This is a genomic window from Vibrio injensis, assembly GCF_001895205.1.
GTDB lineage: Bacteria > Pseudomonadota > Gammaproteobacteria > Enterobacterales > Vibrionaceae > Vibrio > Vibrio injensis.
In genome coordinates, this window is the sequence record NZ_BDJF01000016.1 from 764559 (window position 1) to 781765 (window position 17207).

General features: G+C 42.0%; 18 protein-coding genes. 4 read left to right on the forward strand and 14 right to left on the reverse strand.

Annotated elements, in window-relative coordinates; genetic code table 11:
* Positions 1 to 64 precede the first annotated feature (64 nt).
* From BSR11_RS08850 to bolA, 12 genes are all read right to left on the reverse strand, one after another.
* Positions 65 to 1420: a sodium-dependent transporter gene (locus BSR11_RS08850; protein WP_072670020.1), complete on the reverse strand. Its 1356-nt coding sequence runs from the start codon at positions 1418 to 1420 to the stop codon at positions 65 to 67.
* A 71-nt stretch (positions 1421 to 1491) separates the two neighbouring features.
* Entirely contained in the window at positions 1492 to 2235 is a 744-nt protein-coding gene (locus BSR11_RS08855) for a DUF2884 family protein (protein ID WP_167363653.1), read from the reverse strand.
* A 114-nt stretch (positions 2236 to 2349) separates the two neighbouring features.
* The gene (dinB, locus tag BSR11_RS08860) at positions 2350 to 3417 is read right to left on the reverse strand and encodes a DNA polymerase IV (RefSeq protein WP_072670022.1); all 1068 of its coding nucleotides are present in this window, start codon (positions 3415 to 3417) and stop codon (positions 2350 to 2352) included.
* Positions 3418 to 3563: 146 nt separating this feature from the next.
* Positions 3564 to 3797, reverse strand: coding sequence for a (Na+)-NQR maturation NqrM (gene nqrM, locus BSR11_RS08865; protein ID WP_072670023.1), 234 nt, complete (start codon positions 3795 to 3797; stop codon positions 3564 to 3566).
* A gap of 17 nt (positions 3798 to 3814) precedes the next feature.
* A complete protein-coding gene (locus BSR11_RS08870) occupies positions 3815 to 4825 on the reverse strand; it encodes an FAD:protein FMN transferase (RefSeq protein ID WP_072670024.1) in 1011 nt (336 codons plus the stop codon).
* 257 nt (positions 4826 to 5082) lie between these two features.
* Positions 5083 to 6309, reverse strand: a complete 1227-nt coding sequence (gene nqrF, locus BSR11_RS08875; RefSeq protein ID WP_072670025.1) for an NADH:ubiquinone reductase (Na(+)-transporting) subunit F — start codon at positions 6307 to 6309, stop codon at positions 5083 to 5085.
* A 33-nt stretch (positions 6310 to 6342) separates the two neighbouring features.
* Positions 6343 to 6939 carry an NADH:ubiquinone reductase (Na(+)-transporting) subunit E gene (gene nqrE / locus BSR11_RS08880; protein WP_004394628.1) on the reverse strand — a complete coding sequence of 199 codons (597 nt, stop codon included), beginning with the start codon at positions 6937 to 6939 and terminating at the stop codon, positions 6343 to 6345.
* Positions 6940 to 6946: 7 nt separating this feature from the next.
* On the reverse strand, positions 6947 to 7579 hold the full coding sequence (locus tag BSR11_RS08885; protein WP_072670026.1) for an NADH:ubiquinone reductase (Na(+)-transporting) subunit D: 633 nt from the start codon (positions 7577 to 7579) through the stop codon (positions 6947 to 6949).
* On the reverse strand, positions 7579 to 8352 hold the full coding sequence (locus tag BSR11_RS08890; protein WP_072670027.1) for a Na(+)-translocating NADH-quinone reductase subunit C: 774 nt from the start codon (positions 8350 to 8352) through the stop codon (positions 7579 to 7581). Before BSR11_RS08890 ends, BSR11_RS08885 begins: the two co-directional genes overlap by 1 nt.
* Positions 8342 to 9592 carry an NADH:ubiquinone reductase (Na(+)-transporting) subunit B gene (locus tag BSR11_RS08895; RefSeq protein ID WP_004394623.1) on the reverse strand — a complete coding sequence of 417 codons (1251 nt, stop codon included), beginning with the start codon at positions 9590 to 9592 and terminating at the stop codon, positions 8342 to 8344. Before BSR11_RS08895 ends, BSR11_RS08890 begins: the two co-directional genes overlap by 11 nt.
* Positions 9593 to 9597: 5 nt before the next feature.
* The gene (locus BSR11_RS08900) at positions 9598 to 10938 is read right to left on the reverse strand and encodes a Na(+)-translocating NADH-quinone reductase subunit A (protein ID WP_072670074.1); all 1341 of its coding nucleotides are present in this window, start codon (positions 10936 to 10938) and stop codon (positions 9598 to 9600) included.
* Positions 10939 to 11388: 450 nt separating this feature from the next.
* Positions 11389 to 11709 (reverse strand): transcriptional regulator BolA, encoded by a 321-nt coding sequence (bolA, locus tag BSR11_RS08905; RefSeq protein WP_072670028.1) that lies wholly within the window; start codon positions 11707 to 11709, stop codon positions 11389 to 11391.
* Between the two features lie 146 nt (positions 11710 to 11855).
* Between bolA and BSR11_RS08910 the strand changes: the two genes are divergently transcribed.
* Genes BSR11_RS08910 through BSR11_RS08925 form a run of 4 tightly spaced genes read left to right on the forward strand, consistent with a single transcriptional unit; the run spans position 11856 to position 15582 of the window.
* A complete protein-coding gene (locus BSR11_RS08910; protein WP_072670075.1) occupies positions 11856 to 12989 on the forward strand; it encodes a methyltransferase in 1134 nt (377 codons plus the stop codon).
* A 33-nt stretch (positions 12990 to 13022) separates the two neighbouring features.
* On the forward strand, positions 13023 to 13598 hold the full coding sequence (locus BSR11_RS08915; RefSeq protein WP_072670029.1) for a YajG family lipoprotein: 576 nt from the start codon (positions 13023 to 13025) through the stop codon (positions 13596 to 13598).
* Positions 13591 to 14139 carry a peptidylprolyl isomerase gene (locus tag BSR11_RS08920; RefSeq protein WP_072670030.1) on the forward strand — a complete coding sequence of 183 codons (549 nt, stop codon included), beginning with the start codon at positions 13591 to 13593 and terminating at the stop codon, positions 14137 to 14139. The genes BSR11_RS08915 and BSR11_RS08920 overlap by 8 nt, the downstream gene beginning before the upstream one ends.
* Before the next feature lie 51 nt (positions 14140 to 14190).
* The gene (locus tag BSR11_RS08925; RefSeq protein WP_072670031.1) at positions 14191 to 15582 is read left to right on the forward strand and encodes an AmpG family muropeptide MFS transporter; all 1392 of its coding nucleotides are present in this window, start codon (positions 14191 to 14193) and stop codon (positions 15580 to 15582) included.
* Positions 15583 to 15681: 99 nt separating this feature from the next.
* Here the strand turns inward: BSR11_RS08925 and nfsA are convergent, their stop codons facing one another.
* Together nfsA and BSR11_RS08935 are read right to left on the reverse strand one after the other, a co-directional pair.
* On the reverse strand, positions 15682 to 16404 hold the full coding sequence (gene nfsA, locus BSR11_RS08930; RefSeq protein ID WP_072670032.1) for an oxygen-insensitive NADPH nitroreductase: 723 nt from the start codon (positions 16402 to 16404) through the stop codon (positions 15682 to 15684).
* Between the two features lie 9 nt (positions 16405 to 16413).
* Positions 16414 to 16746: a DUF1904 domain-containing protein gene (locus tag BSR11_RS08935; RefSeq protein ID WP_072670033.1), complete on the reverse strand. Its 333-nt coding sequence runs from the start codon at positions 16744 to 16746 to the stop codon at positions 16414 to 16416.
* Positions 16747 to 17207: the final 461 nt, after the last annotated feature.

The window sequence follows — 17207 nt, forward strand, 5'->3', positions numbered from 1 at the left end:
AATAGTGCCCTTGTGGGTTTATCAACAAGGGCACTATGTTGTATATACTGCGATTGATTATCGACTAAGCAAAAGAAGCCCAAATCACAGTTGTGACCAAAATAGGACAGACAAACTTAACATACCACGGCCAGATTTTCGCAAACCAACTACCCGCGAACTCAGGATAACCTTGTTGCAATTCTTTGAACTTAGCATGACGACTCCATACCCAGCCACCAAATAAGCAGAACATCAATGCTGCTGTCGGTTGTAGATATTGAGTTGCCGCCATAGCAACTAAGCCAAATAGACTGGAAAAGTTATACACAATCACAACACTAAATAAGGCAATTAAACCACCCAATACCCAACTGGTCTTCCCTCGTGGCGTATTAAAACGCTCACTCACCAAAGCGACGGGGCATTCCAGCATCGAAATCGACGAGGTCAATGCGGCGATCGTTAATAAGGAGAAAAACACTACCGCAAAGAGCTGTCCAAGCAGGCCAAGGCTATCAAACATTAACGGTAAAACAGTAAACACTAAAGTATCCGAGCTCAGTAACGAGCCATCTTGAGCATAAATTTGCACACCATTATGCATCGCCACAAACATGGCAGGCATCACCACTAAACCAGCAATAAACGCGACACTGGTATCAACCAAAGTGACGCTCATCGCCATCTTTGGCAAATTCTCTTTTTTGCTTAAGTAAGAGCCATAAATCAACATAGAACAACCGCCGATCGTTAAAGAGAAAAAGCCTTGTCCCATCGCCGCTAAAATGAGTTTTCTATCCCACACCTTTTCAAAGTCAGGTACTAAGTAGTGTTTTAAACCATCCATTGCCCCCTGTTGCATCATGATATAAACAAACAGCACGGCAAATAAAATAAATAACGCTGGCATCAAGCGTGTTGACCACTTCTCAATACCTTGTTTGACTCCGCTACGAACAATCAAAATGGTTAATAAGTAAAAAATTAATGTACCGAGCAGATTACGTTCGACGGAAAAACCTTTAAGCCACGAGCTAATATTGGTCAATCCCAACAGATCGGTAATCGCAGCGAATAAAAAACAGATAATCCAACCACCGACAATACTATAAAACGCTAATACCGCGCTGGGTACACTTAATCCTACCCAACCAACGAAAGCACCAACCTTTTTAGCTAAAGGATGATTGGTTAGTGAGCGCATACTATCGACAGGGTTAGCTTGACCTGATCGACCAATTGCCATCTCAACCACTAACATAGGAAAAGCGACAACAAAAATAAGCACCAAATAAACAAAAAGGAAAGCGCCACCACCATTGCTGGCCGCTTGAGTCGGAAATCCCCAAATATTCCCAAGCCCCACCGCTGCTCCTGCAGCCGCTAAAACAAAACCAAGTCGAGAACCAAAGGTTTCCCGCGAACTACTTTGTGTCATAACCACTCACACATCATCAAACTAGTAAACTAGTACAATAATCGAAAATCAATCCATCGACAATCGTTATCTTATGATTCATTCAGTAATGAGAAGGTTTTTAATCTAGGGATAGATTGATGTAATACTTGCTCTTGTTGCTGCAATTGCGTTAGCGAGCTGCACAGCGCAGTTACTTCACTGGTCAATTGTTGTGAGTAATCATTTAAACGTTGCGTGATATGGATTTTAAGATCATCCATTTGCCGAGTGAGTTCAGCCAGATTCATCCCTCCTTGGCGCTGCATTTTTTGCGCAATCACCATAAAAGCATCCGATAAAAATTGCTGGCTAATGATTTGCTGAGCTCGTTCAAATTCTTGTTGCCACTCTTTCTCGGTAGCTAAAAAGTTTTGTGCCGGAAATACCCATTGTTCTTGATGATGATAGCGAGCCTCCATCTCTTTAAATAAAGCTTCTATCTTATTTTGTACACTATCAAAAGCTCTCGGAGCATCTAAACGAGCGGCGACATCTTGTAATATATCATCACTACGCTGTAAGTTTTTTCTGGTTACTTGTTGAGCATCATCCAGAAGCGAATCAATTTGTTGTCGATAATCTCTTAACACTGTTTGTTGTCGATTATTTAGTCTTATTGGCTGCCCCAAAATGAACAATTCATTCTGCTGATTGATCACTGCATGCTGATCAGCATGATGAATTTCTATCTGCTGTGCCGTAATACGCAGCTCATTGTGCAATTCAACAGGACAGGTGATTGCCCACAAAGAGGGGCTAACCGTAAGCCCACACAATAACAATAAATTTTTCATATTTTCCCCAACCTTAGTCGTGAGCATCTTATCCTAACGAAGTTTCATTCCGGTTAGTGGATTGTCATAATCCAATCTTGCAAGATTAAAATAACAATATAATGTCAATATCGATTAATTAAAAAAGCTTAATTGAACGAAAGGCTCTGGTGGTTTTAAGGTGACATTTAATCCCAGTAAGCGTATATCTCGACCTTTTTGACGCTGGAGCACATCGGCTAATAACGACTTAAAATCGTTACACTCAAGCTGAGTTTGTCCATGTTCAATCGTCGTGAGTTGAAAATCAGCAAACTTAACCTTAATCCCCTGTTTGATGATTCCTCGTTGTGGACAAGAGCGGTGCAGCCGTCGTTCAAGCTCAGGAAATAGAGTCTGCTCAATAAGTTGCCAACATTGTTCATAAGTTTGAATATTTTCACTCAAGGTACGCTCAACCCCGACCGACTTTCTTTCGCGTTCCACAATCACTGACCGTTCATCAATACCATGACTTTTTTTCCACAGTGAGGCTCCCAAGCGACCAAATTTAATCAACAGTTGTCGATAATCACTATTTTTGATGTCTTCACATAGATAAAAACCAGCTTGATTCAGCTTCTCTAAACTGACTTTACCAACACCAGGAATCTTACCTAAAGGTAGGGAATCGATAATGTCTTGAACTTGCTCAGGTGTTATCACACACAGCCCATTTGGCTTATTGATATCTGACGCAATTTTGGCAAGAAACTTAAGAGGTGCAACACCGGCAGAAGCCGTTAATTGCAGCTCATTCCAAATATCACGTCGAATCGCTTCGGCTATTAAGGTTGCACTACCATAATAGGTCTGAGCATCACTGACATCTAAAAACGCCTCATCTAAGGATAAAGGCTCAATTATCGAGGTATAACGCTGAAAAATCTGTTGGATATGTTGCGAGATGGTTTTATAGACTGGCATTCTGCCCGGTACCACTAACAAATGAGGACAGAGTTTAAGCGCTTGAGCCGTTGGCATCGCAGAATGAATACCAAAACGTCGCGCTTCATAATTACACGTACTGATCACACCTCGCTGCTTCTCATTCCCTCCTACCGCTAATGGTCGATCTCGATAGGTAGGATTATCACGCATTTCTACTGCGGCGAAAAAACAGTCCATATCAATATGAATAATTTTACGAATCGATTTACTCATCACGCATCACGAACAAAACTGTATATATAAACAGTATAGAGATTTCGTTATGAAATGAACATAAAAAACACCTCGCACTAGCGGCGAGGTGTAAGTTATTCGAATGTAAAAATCGTTAATGATTCATTCATGAGGTATAAAAAGGACTAAGCAATCCGATCTTTTTCCCATGAAGCCAATCGTTCAGCGCGAGCAGCCGCACGAGCTTCTCGCTTTTTACGAGCATCACAAGGTTCAGGGCAATTGCAGACTTTTTCAATGCCGACCGCACCAAGACCACCGCAACTGCCTTTCACGACTTTCTTTTGAAAAATATAGCCTACTGCCATTGCAGCGATAACTGCCATGAAGACAGCAAATGTTATAAAAAAAGTACTCATCGTTACTGACTCACTCTTTATTTTGATCGATTAAGATAAGGCTGAAATGCACTAGAAGCCACCTCTCTAAATCCATCATCTGTTTTAATAATCATAAATACGGGGATTTGATTTAACTCAGCTACTGCCATCGCCTTTTCTTCACCTAACACCATAAGTCCAGTTGAAAGACCATCAGCCGTCATACTCGATTTATCCAGCACGGTTACTGAAACGACTTTATTGTCAATAGGATAGCCAGTTTTTGGGTTTATAATGTGCGAATAACGCATACCATCGCGTTCAAAATAGTTCCGATAATCACCAGAAGTGGCAATAGCCATATCACCAGGTTCAATTATCTCTTGAACTGAGCGCTCTTGTACAGACGGTTTTTCAATCGCGATTCGCCAAGGAATACCTTGAGCATTACGTCCTTTAAGGCGCATTTCTCCGCCCACTTCAACCATGTAATTCTCAATCCCTTGTGATTCGATAAAATCGGCCACAACGTCAACCCCCCACCCCTTAGCAATAGTTGACAAATCAACGTATAAGTTAGGCAGAGTTTTACTTAAAAAATCACCAGAAACAGATAAATATTCAATACCCGTTTTTGCTTTTCGCTCAGCTAATTCTTGCTCAGTTGGTACAGTATCTCGACGAGCTTCAGGACCAAAGCCCCATAAATTCACCAAAGGCCCCACCGTTACATCCAGTGCACCTAAAGTGAGTGAGTTTAAACGAATCGCCTCTTTCACTACCGTTGCTGTTTGCTCTGAAACCTGAAAAGGATCACTGCCTTGATATTGGTTAAAGCGGCTGAGTTCAGAATCAACACGGTACGTTGACATTTGATCATTAACTTGCTCTAACAAACGATCAATCTCTGTTTGTAAATGAGAGGAGTCAGGAATACCTGCCTGTTGAGTGTACTTTATATTGTAGGTTGTCCCCATTGTTGGCCCGCTTAAATGAACCAACTCAACCGATTTTTCACATCCAGCCATAAAAATTAGCGATGCGAATGCAACAAGCCATTTTTTCACTTATTAATACCTCATTAGATCATGAACCCATAGGTGTGTTTTATCCCCTCATACTTTTAGTAACAGTAATATGCGTAACCGTCTTTGATTCCGATTCGTTATCTTAACGTATTGAAATCACCTACGAGTTATCGACGTACCACCTAAAATTGTTTGGGTATATAGAAACCAACAGACCTATTTTCTCACTTTATCGTCCCGTAGAAAAATAATGGCTGACTCATCAGAGCCAGCCATTGGGTTACGATAATTAGCGATTAACCGCCAAAATCATCCAGTAGAATGTTTTCATCTTCTACACCGAGATCTTTCAACATGCCAATAACCGCAGCATTCATCATCGGTGGACCACACATATAGTATTCACAATCTTCTGGCGCTTCGTGATCACGCAGATAGTTCTCATAAAGTACATTATGAATAAAGCCAGTATAGCCATCCCAATTGTCTTCCGGCATTGGATCCGACAGTGCACAGTGCCAAACGAAATTAGGGTTCTCTGCTGCTAGACCATCAAAATCTTCAACATAGAACATTTCACGCTTAGAACGCGCTCCGTACCAGAAAGACATCTTACGTTTTGACTTCAAACGCTTAAGCTGATCAAAGATGTGCGACCGCATTGGAGCCATACCAGCACCACCACCAATAAACACCATTTCCGCGTCAGTATCTTTAGCGAAGAACTCGCCAAATGGACCAGAAATAGTACATTTATCACCAGCTTTCAGTGACCAAATATACGATGACATTTGACCAGGTGGCACATCAGGATTATTTGGCGGCGGCGTTGCAATACGCACGTTGAGCATAATAATCCCAAACTCTTCAGGGTAGTTAGCCATTGAGTAAGCGCGAATAATATCCTCATCGACCTTCGACTCATAGCGGAACAGGTTAAACTTGTCCCAGTCACCACGATACTCTTCTGGAACATCAAAATCAGAGTATTTAATATGATGCGCCGGTGCTTCAATCTGAATATAGCCACCCGCTCTAAACGGTACTGATTCACCATCTGGGATCTGTAGCTTGAGCTCTTTAATGAAGGTTGCTTTGTTATCATTAGAGATAACTTCACATTCCCAACGTTTAACCCCAAAAATTTCTTCTGGTAGCTCAATATCCATATCAGTCTTCACTGCGACCTGACAAGCAAGACGCTCACCCTCTCGCGCTTCGCCTTTACTGATATGATCAAGCTCGGTAGGCAGAATATCACCCCCGCCCGATTTAATTTTCACTCGGCACTGTCCACAAGAACCACCGCCACCACAAGCTGAAGAAACAAAAATTCCTGAGCCCGCTAAGGCACTGAGTAACTTGCCACCAGGCTGAGTTAAGATGGCCTTGTCTGGCTCACCATTGATTGAGATGGTAATGTCACCTGAAGGTACTAGCTTGGACTTAGCGAATAAAATCACTAATACCAACGCTAGAACGATAATGGTAAACATCACGACACCAAGGATAATACTTAGCATTGACTATTCCTTTATTGTTGCGGCCTACCCGACTTACAGTTGAACACCAGAGAAAGACATAAAGCCTAACGCCATTAAACCTACCGTAATAAACGTGATACCTAAACCACGTAATCCTGGAGGAACGTCTGAATATTTCATTTTCTCGCGAATACCCGCAAGTGCAACAATCGCCAACATCCAACCGACACCAGAACCAAAGCCGTAAACAATCGACTCTGTGAAGTTGTAATCGCGCTGCACCATGAAAGACACACCACCAAAGATGGCACAGTTCACCGTAATCAAGGGTAAGAAAATACCTAGCGCGTTATATAGTGGTGGGAAGAATCGGTCCAACACCATCTCTAAAATCTGAACTAAGGCAGCAATTACTCCAATAAAGGTGATGAAGTTCAAAAAGCTCAGGTCAACTCCGTCGACTAACGCGCTGTCTTTCAACACCAAGTTATAGAGTAAATTGTTGACCGGCACGGCAATGGTTAGTACCACAATCACCGCGACGCCTAAGCCAAAAGAGGTTTTTACTTTCTTAGATACCGCCAAGAAAGTACACATCCCTAAGAAAAACGATAGCGCTAAGTTCTCGATAAAGATCGAACGAACAAGCAAACTAATATAATGTTCCATTGCAGTTTTACTCCTTCGCTTCGACTTGTGCTGGTTTCAGCGTACGGATAGCCCAAATCAAGAAACCGATCAAGAAGAAGGCCGATGGAGCGAGCAGCATCATACCGTTTGGCTGATACCATCCGCCGTTACTCACCAGAGGCAAGACTTCTAAACCAAACAGTTGACCAGAGCCAAGCAGTTCGCGGAAAAAAGCAACCGTGATCAGGACAAAACCGTAACCCAATCCATTACCGATACCGTCAATCAATGAGGGTAAAGGCGCTGATTTCATCGCAAACGCTTCTGCGCGTCCCATAACGATACAGTTAGTAATGATCAAGCCAACAAATACAGATAACTGTTTAGAAATATCGTATAAGAAAGCTTTTAGGAACTGGTCAACCACGATAACCAACGAAGCGATAATCGCCATTTGCACGATAATCCGCACACTATTAGGAATGTGGTTACGAATAATAGAAACAAATAAGTTAGAAAATGCAGTTACAAAGATAACTGCAAGTGTCATAACAAAAGCAGTTTCTAGCTTAGTCGTTACCGCTAATGCAGAACATACACCAAGCACTTGTAGTGCAATGGGGTTGTTATCCAACACTGGCGCTAACAAGCTTTTTTTCATTTCTTTTGCGTTAGCCATTAGTTCAGGCCTCCGTCACGAACTTTTGCAAGGAATGGACCAAAGCCCATATCACCCAACCAGAAGTCAAACGTATGTTGTACACCATTAGCCGTCAATGTTGCTCCAGATAGTCCATCAACACCGTGAATGGACCCTTCAGGGGCTCCACCTTTATAGACGCGAAGCGCTGGACGATTATTTTCATCAAACAATTGCTTGCCTACAAATTGTTGACGCCATCTTGGGTTTTCTACTTCACCACCAAGCCCCGGAGTTTCACCTTGCTCGTAGTAAGTAATGCCCGCAACAGTATTACCATCCATTTCTACAGCAACAAAAGCGTACATCATCGACCATAAGCCATTACCGTGCATCGGTAAAATAACTTTGGAGTACCCTTCATCGCCTTTGACTAAATAGACAACACCAAGATTAGAGCGACGCAGGATTTTAGCTGGGTCTTGATCGGCTGGTAGACGAATAGACTCACTAGGATTGCGCGACGCGGCTCGTTGATCAAAGTTTGCCGCATCTCCCTCAACAAAATTACCGGTACTAAAATCGACCAAACGAGGCACGATATTTGAGCGGAACTGTGTTTGAATTTCTTGCGGATTACGAGCTTCTAAGCCCGCCACCGAGACAATATTACTTTGCATATCAAGCAAAGCATTATTGGTTTGGCGGTCTTTTAAAATGATCGCTGAAGCAGAAACCACAATCGAGCACACTAGGCTCAATGCGATAACAACCAACAGCGTTTTTTTAATGCTATCGTTATTACTTGCCATAGCGGGCTTCTCTCCGTTTGATATTTCTCTCTACAACCAAATTGTCGAACAGAGGTGCAAACAAGTTTGCAAACAGGATAGCCAACATCATCCCTTCAGGATACGCTGGGTTAACCACACGAATGAGGACACACATAGCACCAATTAAGATACCATAAGCCCACTTACCGTTATTGGTAAACGCGGCGGAAACAGGATCAGTCGCCATGAAAATCATACCGAATGCAAATCCGCCCAACACTAAATGCCAATGCCAAGGCATACTAAATAGAGGGTTAGTATCTGAACCGATCACATTAAATAAGGTTGCCAACGCCACCATACCGATCATTACGCCAGCAATAATACGCCATGAGGCGATACCCATATAGACGATAAATATACCGCCTAATATCAGTGCCAGTGTAGATACTTCACCAATCGAGCCTGGAATATTACCAATAAAGGCATCCATCCAAGTGATCGTCTCACCAGTTACCGTATGTACAAGACTGCCTGAACCACCTTGTGCCCACTGGCTCAATGCCGTTGCACCCGAGTAACCATCAGCAGCCGTCCACACGGTATCCCCTGATATTTGTGCTGGATAAGCAAAAAACAGGAAAGCACGACCGGCTAACGCAGGGTTTAGGAAGTTGCGCCCTGTACCACCGAAAATTTCTTTCGCAACCACAACACCAAAGGTAATACCTAGCGCTGCTTGCCAAAGTGGTAACGTTGGTGGAACAATCAGAGCAAACAAAATTGAAGTAACAAAGAAACCTTCGTTCACTTCATGCTTGCGTACCATACAGAACAATACTTCCCAGAAACCACCAACAATAAAGACGGTTGCATAAATAGGTAGGAAGTAAGTTGCCCCGAGCAGCATTTTGGATCCCCAACCTGCCTCAGCAGAAATGGTACCACCCAGCATTTCGGTCAACCAGTAGTGCCAGTTACCCGCGATAGCGGCTGCTAGATCCAATTGACCAGATGCAGACATGTGCAATAGGGCAGAAATGGCTTGGCCGCCAGCGTTATACATTCCCCAGAAAGTAGCAGGGAATACCGCAAACCAAACCATGATCATGATGCGTTTTAAATCGACGCTATCGCGCACATGTGAGCTTTTTTTCGTCACTAGGCCTGGTGTATAAAACAGCGTTGCAGCAGCTTCATATAACGCAAACCACTTCTCATGTTTTCCACCAGGCTCAAAATGAGGCTCGATGTCTTCAAGAAACTTTTTAAGGCCCATGAAAATTACCCTTCCTTCTCAATCTTGTCGAGGCAATCGCGCAGCAAGGCGCCATATTCATATTTGCCTGGACATACAAAGGTACACAACGCGAGATCTTCTTCGTCTAACTCGAGAGCCCCTAAACGCTGAGCGTTATCGGTATCACCCGCACATAAATCGCGCAGCAGTAATGTTGGTTCCATATCAAGCGGCATTACTTTTTCGTAGTTGCCAATAGGAACCATTGCTCTATCACTACCATTGGTGGTAGTAGTCATATTAAACAACTGACCTTTAAAGAAATGACCTAAGAATGCTCGAGTCACAGAGAAGCGGTTTTTACCCGGCATCGCCCAACCAAACAATTCTTTTTCTCGACCTTCACGCAATACAGAGACTTGCTTATGATAACGACCAAGGTAAGCATGAGGACCAGAAGCCTTAGTACCAGACAACACAGAGCCTGAAATGACTCGAACATCGCCTTGCATCAATTCACTGTGAGTGAGTTCATCCAAACTGGCCCCAATCTCAGTACGTAACAAACGAGGATTATTCACCACTGGGCCCGCCAACGAAATCACTCGTTCATTGTATAGCTCACCGGTTAAAAACAGCTTACCGATGGCAATCACGTCTTGATAATCGATGCTCCATGCCACATTTTGCGCATTAACAGGATACAAGAAATGCATGTGCGTCCCGGCCAAGCCAGCTGGGTGTGGGCCATCAAAGACATGCTCATGCACATTCTGCTGAGCTGAACGAGGCAGGCTTACATTCGCCTTACAAACGTAGACTTTATCGTCAGTAAGTACTGAAAGCACATCTAGACCTGCAGTGAACGCCTCAGGCTGATCATTAATGATAACACTTGGCTCTGCGGCTAATGGGTTAGTATCCATAGCCGTAACAAAAATCGCTTTAGTGTGAGAATTAATGGCCGGAACCTTGCTAAACGGACGAGTTCGTAGCGCTGTCCACAAACCAGAATCAACGAGTTGAGAGGTTACCGCAGCACGGTCCAGACTCGCTAACTGATTAGCATCAAACTTATTGAAGGTGATTTGCTCATCGCCCATTTTTTCAATCACTACGGATTGAAGGACTCGCTTAGCACCACGATTAACTTCAATAACTTTGCCACAGACAGGAGAAGTAAAAACCACACCAGGGTTCTTCTTATCTTCAAAAAGAACTTGTGCTTTTTTTACTTCATCACCCACGCGAACATGCATCGTTGGACGCATACCCACGTACTCTTCGCCAAGCAAGGCGACTTTAGTGATGGCTTTGCCATCATGAATCACCTGGGAAGGAGCTCCAGCAATGGGAAGGTCCAAACCCTTTTTTATTGTAATCATACGCACTTGCACTACTTTTTTATTGGGAAAAAGATTCTTTCATTGCGTAAAATCGAGAACAAGACAGGCTAATTGACTTACATGCCAGTCAACACGATCTAACGCTCTCTAGACACGACATTGATAGTGTCCGTTTTCGGCAGTTGTTAATGCCAAAACCGCAACATCCTTCTTAAAATCCAATTACAAGTCTGTAATGAGATTTGTCAGGTGCAATAGTTTAGCATCTTTTAGGAACCGGATGCCATGACCAATCCCCGCTTCATTCGCTTTATTTATCAAGAAATAGCTAGCAGGGAATGATAAATAATCATAAATATGACCTATCGCACAGTTAACATTAGTCAGTTATCTTATGAACAGAATTACTTGATTAATGATAGATAAAATGCACTACGATAATCAGCTTAACCATACAATACGCAATGGCCCACAACCGCGATCACTCGCTCATTTAAGCTCATTTTTAGACCCGCCCATACACATAGGGCTATCAGGTGCCTCTCCTTGCAATTGCTGCCATTCTTGTGGAGTGTAAGTATGGATCGCTAGAGCATGGATACGGTGGGCAAGCTCGTCTTTTAACACTTGGTTAACTTGTCGATGACGAGTAATTAAGCGCTGTTCGATAAAAGTATCGCTAACAATAATGACTTTAAAGTGGCTCTCTGAACCGGCAGGAACATTGTGCATATAACTTTCATTGAACACTTGTAAATGCTCGGGTTGAAAAGCCTGTTGTAATTTCATTTCGATGGTTTCTTGAAGCATGACGAGTCCTCAACAAGACAATGTTCATTTATACGATGCCGCGATTCTACTCTTGCTTCATGAGAAGGAAAAGGTTTTGGTTTCTTGTTCCCTCTCCATTTGAGACAATGATGTGGCCTTTCTTTAATCGACATTTAACGAATAAGATGAAAACAGAATTAACCTTGGATAAGCGAACTTTAACGCTTCATCGATTTCCCATTCGCAACAATGAAACGCTACAAGCTTGGGATGCTGGTGATGAATATTTACTCTCTCACCTTAAGACGCTCAATCTACAACCCAATCGGCATATTCTGGTTCTGAATGATCATTTCGGTGCGCTAAGCTGCTATTTATCTTTCGAACATCAAATCACTATGCTGAGTGATTCATTTATTGCCCAACAAGCTACAGTAGCAAATTTGCAAGCCAATGCTTGCCCCGCTATTCATATCGATAATACGATGGTATCAATACCAGATAACATCGACCTTGTATTGATGCAAATTCCCCGCAACAACCGTCATTTAATTTGGCAATTGAGCCAATTAAGGACCGCCTTACCCGCTCATTGTCCTGTGATTGCCGTCAATAAAGCAAAAGAAATTCATACTTCAACATTACAACTTTTTGAACAATATTTAGGTCAAACACACACCTCTTTGGCGTGGAAGAAGCACCGTCTCGTCTTTTCTCAGCCCGATGTTTACCCCATTCCCTCGATTGAAGACAACATTTGCTGGAGCATTGATGATAAAACCATTGAATTAAATAATCTGCCTAATGTCTATTCTGCTGAACGTTTAGATCAAGGTGCGCGTTTACTCTTGGACTATTTACCTCAAGATGACACCCTAGAGAGTATTATTGATTTAGGATGTGGCAATGGCGTTTTATCGGTGAAACTTGGGCAACTGAATCCGCAAGCCAAAATAATCGCTGTTGATGAAAGCTTTATGGCGGTAGAGTCAGCAAAACGGAATCTTGCGAAAAATTTATCACCACAACATCGTTTTGAATGTTTAGCGAATAATTGTTTAGATGGGTTTCCTGATCACAGCACACCGTTTATTGTTTGTAATCCACCTTTCCATCAACAACAAACGATCACCGATCATATTGCATGGCAGATGTTTTGTGATGCTAAACGCGTTCTATCTAAGCAAGGAAAGTTATTAGTGATTGGTAATCGTCATCTCGGTTACGATATTAAGTTAAAACGATTATTTGGTAGTGCGCAGGTGAAAACTATCGCTAGTAACGCAAAATTTGTTATCTTACAGGCTATTAAGCCATAAGCATTATTGTTCACTACAGCAAAGGATTTGATCATGAAGAAATTGGTTATCGCTGCTTCAATTGCACTTTTGACCGCTTGTGCCGCTCCAAAGCAAGAGCAAATTAATTTTATGCCTCAACCCGTATTGAGTAGCAGCAACATTGTTAACAACATTAGCTTTACTTTAGTCAGTAAAGACGTTCGCTCCGCTCAATATGTAGCATTAGTTGATAGCGGGCGTAATCATATTGAGCCTGTACATACTAAACAAAATGTACGAATTACCTTAGAAAACGCTTTAGCTGAACAGTTTGCTTCGCAGGGCTTCCGTTTAACGGTGAATAGTGAAAACAATCTGGCGTTAGAAATTCAAGAGGCCTTAGTCACCGTCAAGCACTCCATCACTTCACATGAAATGAACGCCAGTGTCACTCTGGAGTTAACTGCCGAGACGCCTAAAGGTAAGCTAGTAAAAAGTTATAATGGTACAGCTAAACGAAGCGCTGCTTTAAGTGCGTCAAATCAAGACATTGAAAGAGTATTAAATGATGTCGTTAATTTAGTACTAAAAGAAATTGCTAACGATAGCGAGTTACAAAGCTACATGAAGGATCGTTTCAATGGTTAAAAAAATAGCCGCCGCCATCCTAACGATGTTCAGTATTGCTGTATGGGCAGAACCACAGGTTAAATTTGAAACCTCTATCGGTGATTTCATCGTAGAACTTGATTCACAGTTAGCTCCTGTTACCAGTGAAAATTTCTTACACTATGTAGAAGACGGTAGCTATATCGGCAGTCAATTCCATCGTGTTATCCCTGGGTTTATGGCTCAAGGCGGAGGCTTTGATACCCAACTAAAGTCATTAACAACTAACCCACCGATCATCAATGAAGCTCGTAACGGGTTACGCAATAGCACCGCGACAATTGCGATGGCAAGAACCGCTGATCCTAATTCTGCCACACGACAGTTTTTTATTAATCTTGCTGATAATCAATTCTTAAATCCTACTCAACGTCAAGAAGGCTATGCCGTTTTTGGTAAAGTGATCAGTGGTTTTGAAACTGTCCAAATGATGGCCAAACAACCGACTCACACAGTAGGCCATATGAGTGATGTCCCCGTTACCCCAATTATCATTACCAATGTAACAATCATTGATTAATCTCTCCCCCCTAACTCAAGTTAGGGGATGAACTCTGTAAGGATAAAGCTCATGCCGAGCGGAACTCAATATCTCACTTGGTCACAAACCATTAAAAGTTATCTTGATCGTCGTCTTTTATGGGTATTTCTACTCGGTTGCTCTAGCGGTTTCCCTTGGGTATTAATCGGCTCAAACATGTCTGGATGGCTTAAAGATGCAGGTCTATCGTTAGCTGCCATAGGATACTTCGGTAGCGTATTTTCTGTCTACGCCATCAATTTCCTTTGGGCCCCTTTAGTCGACAGAGTAAAAATTCCTTTCTTATACAAAAAATTAGGGCAAAGACGAAGTTGGATCTTATTTTGCCAACTTCTAGTTTTTATTTTTACCTTACTGATCGCAGGTGTTAATCCGGCCACCAATCTTATTTTAACGTCAATGTTCGCTCTGGCAATCGCCACTGCATCGGCAACACAGGATATTGCTATCGATGCTTTTCGCATTGACACCTTTCCCAAGTCAGAACAATCAAAGCTACCCCAAGCCTCCGCAATGGCTGTTATTGGATGGTGGACTGGATATTCCTTACCAGGATACTTTGCTTTTATTAATGCAGATAGCGTAGGCTGGAACCAAGTCTATTACGGAATGGCGGCTATCGTATTATTGTTGATGCTGTTCACTTTATTTGTCGGCGAACCGACATCTCACCGAGATCGTTTGCAACAACAAGCTGAATTACGGCATGGTGAAGTCATTCAATCGAAAGCTGCAACATGGCTCACCGTGACATTATTTGAACCCTTCATTGATTTTTTTCGCCAAAATGGAACTCGAGTTGCGATAACTCTATTGCTGTTTGTTTTCCTATTCAAAATTGGAGAAGCGTTTCTAGGCCGAATGTCGATTGCTTTTTATAAAGATGTCGGATTTACCAATGAACAAATCGGATACTACTCCAAGTTGATTGGTTGGGGTTTAACTATGCTATTTACATTTATCGGTAGCATGTTTAACGTGAGATTTGGGATTATTAAAGGATTAATGATCGGCGGAATAGCGATGTCAGCAAGTAATCTTATGTTCTCTTGGATTGCAGAAGTCGGTCCGAACGAGCACCTTCTGCTCGCGACAATTATTGTTGATAACTTTACTACTGCTTTTTCTACAGTCGCTTTCGTCTCTTTCTTAACGGTAATGACAGGACAAGCTTTTTCCGCTACCCAATATGCTTTACTAGCATCGCTAGGTAACTTTGGTCGAACGACACTTGCCTCATTTAGCGGACAAGTTGCTGATTATCTTGATAATTGGTCATTATTTTTTGCACTAACCGCAGTTATGGTCGTACCTAGTTTACTTATGCTTTATTCATTACGTCATTATTTCAATAACATGCTTAACACCGCAAGAAAACATCAATTATCTGAGCTTAACTCACTCGATAGCCCAGAGAAATAATTCAAGTTCTAAAACTAGCTCCCTTAGAATATAAACTTCGAAAGGGAGCGATAGCCGATAACTTTTATAATATCATTGCCATAATCAACATTGCGCGACTTACTTTTTTGCCAATCCCTTATGATGAAGATAGTCCTGCATATAAGGCCTCGATTCCTGAGCTAATTTATTACAAGTTTGCTCAGACCAACCTTGCTGCTTAGTATTACTTGAACGAGTTTGATAGTAATCAAGCATAATTTCATCGTACTGTTTAATACGTTCCACCTCTAAAGGCTGATAAGTATTTTCATGTACTATCACTTCTGGACTTAATCTTGGCTTTAATTGTGGATGTTGATCGGGATGACCTAAACATAATCCAAAGAGCACTGCGCAATAAGGGGGTAATTCTAATAACAGATCAACTTCGTAAGGTGCATTTCTTAACCCTCCGATGTAAACGCCACCTAATTGCAATGACTCGGCTGCGAGTAAACAATTTTGCGCCATTATGCCTGCATCAATTGCGCCAATCAGGGTCAGTTCCATAAATTCAGGATGCACGTTATTATCAAGCGTGTAATGACGTTGATAATCAATACAAAATACTAAAAATTCGGCTGCGCTAGCGACATAAGGTTGGTTACCAGCAAGTTCGGCGAGTTGAATACGCTTATCTTGCTCAGTCACACGTATAACGGAAACCGCTTGTAATAAACTCGAAGAAGACGCAGCGATACCTGATGCAATAATGGAATCCAACTGTATTTTACTGATTGGTTGATCTTTAAAAGCACGGATAGAACGGTGTGAGATGATGGTATCAATAACTTGATTCATGGGCGTCTCTTAATAATGCTGAGCATTATCATAATATTGATTCGGTTTTAATGCGGTAAATATCACTGCGACGTCAACTTGACTGTTCAAAACTTGATGTACTTGATCGGTAATTACCGATGCAACTTGGTCTTGGACACTTTGTCCTCTATCAAACCAGAGCACTTCAACGAAAGGGTAAGCTTGACTGACAGTACCATCAAAGAAAAAGGTACTGTAGATATATTCAAAGGTAAAGTCCTCACGAGGGGCATTCATTAGAGGTTGTAACTCGTTGATTAATGTCGCTGATAAAGCTTGCACTGTTTGTGGTTCTAATGCTCGAAATCGAATATGTGGCATAACTTACTCCTTTTTGTTATTCATCATAACAGCTTATAAATTGAACTTCGATAGACTACCATTGATTTACCGTTGTGGAATAAAAAGAAAGCATCTGAGTTACTTTCAACTTTCAAGTGTGAATCTTTGTGTTCGAATAAAGCTAATAGCCAAAAATAAAAAGCCCTAACGTAAGTTAAGGCTTTTTATTTTTATAACACTCAACACCAGTGTTCATCAGGGAGTAGTGGAATAGTCAGCTTCGGGACCAACTAAGCTAACAACGGTAGGGCTCTTAAATCAAAAAAGGTCTTAGCCAAACGACTAAGGCCTTCTTAAAATATGGCGGGATGGAGAGATTCGAACTCCCAACACGCCGTCTTTTTGGTATCAGCGGGATCCGCTGCTCTGCCGCTTCCTCGTTGATAATATTATACCTAGATCAAAAAAGGTCTTAGTCAAACGACTAAGACCTTTTGAAT

Excerpts from the sequence above, each read along its gene's own strand:
- BSR11_RS08850 (WP_072670020.1), bottom strand. The coding sequence starts at position 1,420 with ATGACACAAAGTAGTTCGCGGGAAACCTTTGGTTCTCGACTTGGTTTT.
- BSR11_RS08855 (WP_167363653.1), bottom strand. The coding sequence starts at position 2,235 with ATGAAAAATTTATTGTTATTGTGTGGGCTTACGGTTAGCCCCTCTTTG.
- dinB (WP_072670022.1), bottom strand. The coding sequence starts at position 3,417 with ATGAGTAAATCGATTCGTAAAATTATTCATATTGATATGGACTGTTTT.
- nqrM (WP_072670023.1), bottom strand. The coding sequence starts at position 3,797 with ATGAGTACTTTTTTTATAACATTTGCTGTCTTCATGGCAGTTATCGCT.
- nqrF (WP_072670025.1), bottom strand. The coding sequence starts at position 6,309 with ATGCTAAGTATTATCCTTGGTGTCGTGATGTTTACCATTATCGTTCTA.
- nqrE (WP_004394628.1), bottom strand. The coding sequence starts at position 6,939 with ATGGAACATTATATTAGTTTGCTTGTTCGTTCGATCTTTATCGAGAAC.
- BSR11_RS08885 (WP_072670026.1), bottom strand. The coding sequence starts at position 7,579 with ATGGCTAACGCAAAAGAAATGAAAAAAAGCTTGTTAGCGCCAGTGTTG.
- BSR11_RS08890 (WP_072670027.1), bottom strand. The coding sequence starts at position 8,352 with ATGGCAAGTAATAACGATAGCATTAAAAAAACGCTGTTGGTTGTTATC.
- BSR11_RS08895 (WP_004394623.1), bottom strand. The coding sequence starts at position 9,592 with ATGGGCCTTAAAAAGTTTCTTGAAGACATCGAGCCTCATTTTGAGCCT.
- BSR11_RS08900 (WP_072670074.1), bottom strand. The coding sequence starts at position 10,938 with ATGATTACAATAAAAAAGGGTTTGGACCTTCCCATTGCTGGAGCTCCT.
- bolA (WP_072670028.1), bottom strand. The coding sequence starts at position 11,709 with ATGCTTCAAGAAACCATCGAAATGAAATTACAACAGGCTTTTCAACCC.
- BSR11_RS08910 (WP_072670075.1), top strand. The coding sequence starts at position 11,856 with ATGAAAACAGAATTAACCTTGGATAAGCGAACTTTAACGCTTCATCGA.
- BSR11_RS08915 (WP_072670029.1), top strand. The coding sequence starts at position 13,023 with ATGAAGAAATTGGTTATCGCTGCTTCAATTGCACTTTTGACCGCTTGT.
- BSR11_RS08920 (WP_072670030.1), top strand. The coding sequence starts at position 13,591 with ATGGTTAAAAAAATAGCCGCCGCCATCCTAACGATGTTCAGTATTGCT.
- BSR11_RS08925 (WP_072670031.1), top strand. The coding sequence starts at position 14,191 with ATGCCGAGCGGAACTCAATATCTCACTTGGTCACAAACCATTAAAAGT.
- nfsA (WP_072670032.1), bottom strand. The coding sequence starts at position 16,404 with ATGAATCAAGTTATTGATACCATCATCTCACACCGTTCTATCCGTGCT.
- BSR11_RS08935 (WP_072670033.1), bottom strand. The coding sequence starts at position 16,746 with ATGCCACATATTCGATTTCGAGCATTAGAACCACAAACAGTGCAAGCT.